Source organism: Microbispora sp. ATCC PTA-5024, assembly GCF_000511135.2.
Taxonomy (GTDB): domain Bacteria; phylum Actinomycetota; class Actinomycetes; order Streptosporangiales; family Streptosporangiaceae; genus Microbispora; species Microbispora corallina.
Genome location: NZ_KI866522.1, coordinates 971,165 through 975,668, shown reverse-complemented (window position 1 = coordinate 975,668; position 4,504 = coordinate 971,165). Strand labels below are relative to the sequence as shown.

Genomic DNA, 4,504 nt, shown 5'->3' with positions numbered 1-4,504 from the left:
CGGCAGGCCGCCTCCGGGCAGACCGGCGTGGGGCAGGCCGGCGGGCAGACCGGCGGGCAGGCCGGCGGCGTGCGGTCGTGGAGGCGACGCCGTGCGCCGGGAGGGTCAGGGCACGCGTGGCACGGCCGGGCCTCCCCGGCGGCGGACCGCCGGCGAGGCCCCGCCGGAACGTGATCGGGAATACGGCCGGGAAAAACCCCGGAAAAGCGTCAGCGCAACTCGCCGCTCTTCACGACCTCACGGAACCACAGGGCGCTGTCCTTCGGAATGCGCCGCTGGTTCTCGTAATCGACGTACACGATGCCGAACCGCTGGCTGTATCCCTCGGCCCACTCGAAATTGTCGAGCAGCGACCAGACGTGGTAGCCCTCGACCCGCGCGCCGTCCCCGATCGCGCGGTGCATGGCGGTCAGGTGGTCGCGGAGGTAGGAGATCCGGCCCTCGTCGCGGACGCGGCCGTCCGGGCCGGGGACGTCGAGCGTGGGCAGGCCGTTCTCCGTGATGACGATCGGGACGGACGGGTAGTCCCGCGTGAGCCGCGCCAGGATGTCGTACATGCCCTCGGGGTAGATCTCCAGCCAGTCGGCCTGCGCCTTCTCGTGCAGGAACACCCGCTCCCCGGAGCCGTCAACGAAGACCGGGGTGTAGTACTGCACGCCCAGGATGTCGATGGGCTCGCTGATCGTGACGAGGTCGCCCTCGAGGATGTGCTCGCGCATCGGGCTGCGCTCGGAGATCCAGCGCAGCGTGTCCTCCGGGTAGAAGCCCTTGAAGATCGGGTCGAGGTAGACCCGGTTCTCCAGGCCGTCCTGGTGCCGGGCCGCCTCCAGAGCCTCCGGCGTGTCGTCCGACGGGTAGGTGGGGTGGAGGTTCAGCGCCGGGCCGATGCGGCGTCCCCGGTGCTGCTCGTGCAGGACCTGGGAGGCGAGCCCGTGGGCGAGCAGCAGGTGGTGGAGCGCGACGAAGGCGCGCCCGTCGTCGGTGAAGCCGGGGGCGTGGCTGCCGAAGCGGTACCCGCACTCGACGACCGTCTTGGGCTCGTTGATCGTCAGCCAGTCCCGGATGGGCAGCGCGTCGAACACGATCTCGGCGTAGTCGGCGAAGCGGGCCGCGGTGTCCCGGTTCTCCCAGCCGCCCCGGTCCTGGAGCTCCTGGGGGAGGTCCCAGTGGAACAGCGTGGCCATCGGGCGGATGCCGCGCTCGGCGAGGCCGTCGACCAGTCGCCGGTAGTAGTCGAGCCCCTTCTGGTTGGGCTTGCCGGTGCCGGTGGGCTGGACCCGCGGCCAGGCGACGGAGAACCGGTAGCTGTCGAGGCCCAGGCCGGCCATGAGCTCGATGTCCTCGCCGTACCGGTGGTACTGGTCCGCGCCCGGGTCCCCGGTGTCGCCGTCTTTGACGTTGCCGGGCACGGCGGCGAAGGTGTCCCAGACGGACGGCCCCCGGCCGTCCTCTCCTGTGGCGCCTTCCACCTGGTAGGCGGATGTCGCCGCACCCCACACGAAGTCGTCCGGGAACCGCAGGGCGTTCATGAGTCTCCTTGGGTGGGGATCGGTGATGCCTCGGGCGCGCGTCCGGCGGCGCCGAGGAAGCGTGCGGCCTCGCGGCCGTCGATCATGCGGTGGTCGTGGGCGAGCCCGAGGCGGACGACGCGGTGCACGGCGCGGCGCACGACGCCGTCCGTGGCGGCCGCCTCCCGCCGCGGCGCGGCGAACGCCGCCGGGACGGCCCGGATGCCCGCGCGGTTCCCGGTGGGGGAGACGCCGGCGGGGACGGTGCGTCGCGCGCCGTCAGCGCTCACGTCACGGAGGGTGACCAGAGGGGTGGCCGCCGACGTGTCCGGCACGGGTCGGGGATGGCCCTCGCTCGCGTCGCCGGCCTCGGCGAGCCGCGCCACGAGGCGCCGGCTCGCGTCGTCGGTGAGTTCGGGCACCCGGATCTCGGTCACGATGGCCTCCAGGCGGAACGCGCCTGTGGGAGCGCTCCCAAGAGCGTAGGAACCACCCCCGATCCTGTCAACACCCACCCTTATGCCGCGATGTGTCGCGCGAATGGATAAATGCACATAAAAGCACGTCAAGGGCGATAAAGCGGGAAACGCGTGCGACATCTTGACGTGAACCGTTCGTAATCCTTAGCCTGATCGCGCGGTGGGAGCGTTCCCACACGCCTCACAATTGTGACCGGCTCACCCTCTCTCCCGCCCGGCCATGGGTCGCGCTCAGACCTCAGCCGCACCATGATTAATTGCTGAACATCTGCTGACGCGAGATCCACCTGCCTGACAGGGGTACCGACGCATGGGGCAGTACGACGCACGTCCGCTTTCCGCGGCACAGGAGCGCATGTGGTTCCTGGACCGGCTCCGGCCCGGCGATCCGTCGAGTCACGTCTTCAACACCTCACGGCTGACCGGGCCGCTCGACGCCGCCGCCTTCGACCGGGCCGTACGGGACGTGGTCGACCGGCACGAGCCGCTGCGGGCGCGCTTTCCCGAGCAGGCGCGGCACGGGGGGCGGCCGGTCCAGGTCGTCGAGCCGCCCGGGCGGTTCCGCGTGGAGCATCTCACCGCCGCGGCCGAGGACGTCCCCCGGCTGATCGAGGAGCGGACGAACCGGCCGTTCGATCTGGCCGAGGGGCCGCTGCTGCGGGCCGCGCTGATCCGCCTCGGCCCCCGCGAGCACGTGCTGTGCCTCGTCTTCCACCACATCGTCTGCGACGGCTGGTCGCTGAAGGTGTTCCTCGACGAGGTGGGAGCCCTCTACACGGCCCACACGGAGGGCAAGCCGTCGCCGCTTCCCCCGCTGGCCGCGCGCTTCCTCGACGTCGCCGCCGAGCGGGCCGAGCCCGACCCGGCCTCGCTGGACTACTGGCGCGCCAATCTGTCCGGCGCTCCCGTGCTCGAACTCCCGGCCGACCGGCCACGCCCGGCCGTCCGCACGACCGCGGGCGACGACCACACGCTCCCGCTGCCCCCGGCTCTCACGGCCGAGCTGCGGCGGTTCGCCGGTCGCGAGCGGTGCACCCTGTTCATGGTGTTCCTCGCGGCGTACCAGGCCGTGCTGGCCCGCTACTCCGGCCAGGACGACCTGTGCGTCGGCGCCGCCACAGCGGGCCGCGACCAGGTGGAGCACGAGCGGCTCATCGGACTGTTCGCCGGCACGCTCGTGCTGCGCGGCGACCTGTCGGGCGACCCCTCCTTCCGGGAGATGCTCCGCCGGGCGCGCTCGACCACCCTGCGCGCCTACCAGCACAGGCACGTGCCGTTCGAACGGATCCTGACCGAGGTCGAGGTCGGCCGCGACCTCAGCAGGACCCCGCTGTTCCAGACGCTGTTCGTCCTGAACGAGATGGGCGAGCCGCTGATCCCCCTGCCCGAGGTGGAGGTGGAGCTCGTCGACGCCGAGTACCGCCAGGTGCAGACCGACCTCATGCTCGGCGTCTTCGGCGAGGGCGACGAGCGTCGCCTCGTGCTCACCTACAACACCGACCTGTTCGACGCCGAGACGGTCGCCGGCTACGGCCGCGCCCTGCTGCGCGTGCTGGAGGCGGCGGTCGCCGACCCGCTCACCCCGTTGTCGCGGCTGCTGCCGGTGGACGGACCCGAGCGCGACCTGCTGGTCCGGGAGCGGAACGACACCGCCCTCCCGCTGCCCGCCGCGGCCACCCTGCTCGACCTGGTCGACGGGTGGGCGCGCCGGGCGCCGCACGCCGTGGCGGTCCAGGAGGGGACGGCCCCCGGCCGGGTCACCTACGCGGAGCTCGGTGAGGCGTCGGCCCGGATCGCCCGCCGGCTCGCGGCGGAGGGCGCCGGGCCGGGGTCGGTGGTGGCGGTGCTGGCCGAGCGCTCGCCCGCGACCGTGGCCGGCCTGCTCGGGGTCATGCGCTCCGGGGCCGCCTACCTGCCGCTCGACCCCGGCTACCCCCGGGCCCGGCTGTCGCTGCTGCTCGCCGACTCCGGCGCCCGCCACCTGCTCGTGGACCCCGCCGTGCCGCCCGCCGTACTGGACGAGGTGCTCGGCGAGGTGCCCCACGACGTGCGGGTGATCTCCCTCGACCGTTCCGGCGACCGTCCCGCCGTGCCGCTCGCCGCCCCCGGCCCCGACGACCCGGCGTACGTCCTCTACACCTCGGGGTCGACCGGCCGCCCGAAGGGCGTGGTGGTGCCCCACCGGGCGCTGCTGAACTTCCTGACCGCGATGGAGAGCCTGCTCGGCGCGGGTCCCGGCGACGTGTGGCTGTCGCTGACCTCGTTGTCGTTCGACATCTCCGGGCTGGAGCTCTACCTGCCGCTGACGACGGGAGGCCGGATCGTCGTCGCGGACCGGGAGGCCGCCCGCGACGGCGACGCGCTGGCCCGGCTGATCGCGCGCAGCGGGGTCACCCACGTCCAGGCCACCCCGTCCGGCTGGCGGATTCTCCTCGACGCGGCCTCCGCGGACCGCGCGCCCGAAACGGGGGCGGCGCTGCGCCGCGTCACCGCGCTGGTCGGCGGCGAGGCGCTCCC

General features: G+C 73.1%; 3 protein-coding genes. 1 reads left to right on the top strand and 2 read right to left on the bottom strand.

Annotation, left to right across the window (positions count from 1 at the left end):
• Positions 1–209: 209 nt before the first annotated feature.
• Together MPTA5024_RS04420 and MPTA5024_RS04415 are read right to left on the bottom strand one after the other, a co-directional pair.
• On the bottom strand, positions 210–1,529 hold the full coding sequence (locus MPTA5024_RS04420) for a GH1 family beta-glucosidase (RefSeq protein WP_036320103.1): 1,320 nt from the start codon (positions 1,527–1,529) through the stop codon (positions 210–212).
• Positions 1,526–1,945, bottom strand: coding sequence for a 2-oxo acid dehydrogenase subunit E2 (locus MPTA5024_RS04415; RefSeq protein ID WP_036320101.1), 420 nt, complete (start codon positions 1,943–1,945; stop codon positions 1,526–1,528). The genes MPTA5024_RS04420 and MPTA5024_RS04415 overlap by 4 nt, the downstream gene beginning before the upstream one ends.
• A 397-nt stretch (positions 1,946–2,342) precedes the next feature.
• Here MPTA5024_RS04415 and MPTA5024_RS41820 point away from each other — a divergent pair.
• The coding region (locus MPTA5024_RS41820; RefSeq protein WP_198166944.1) for a non-ribosomal peptide synthetase at positions 2,343–4,504 on the top strand (2,162 nt) is incomplete at its 3' end.

Coding starts and splice junctions, on each gene's coding strand:
- MPTA5024_RS04420 (WP_036320103.1), bottom strand. CDS start 1,529: ATGAACGCCCTGCGGTTCCCGGACGACTTCGTGTGGGGTGCGGCGACA.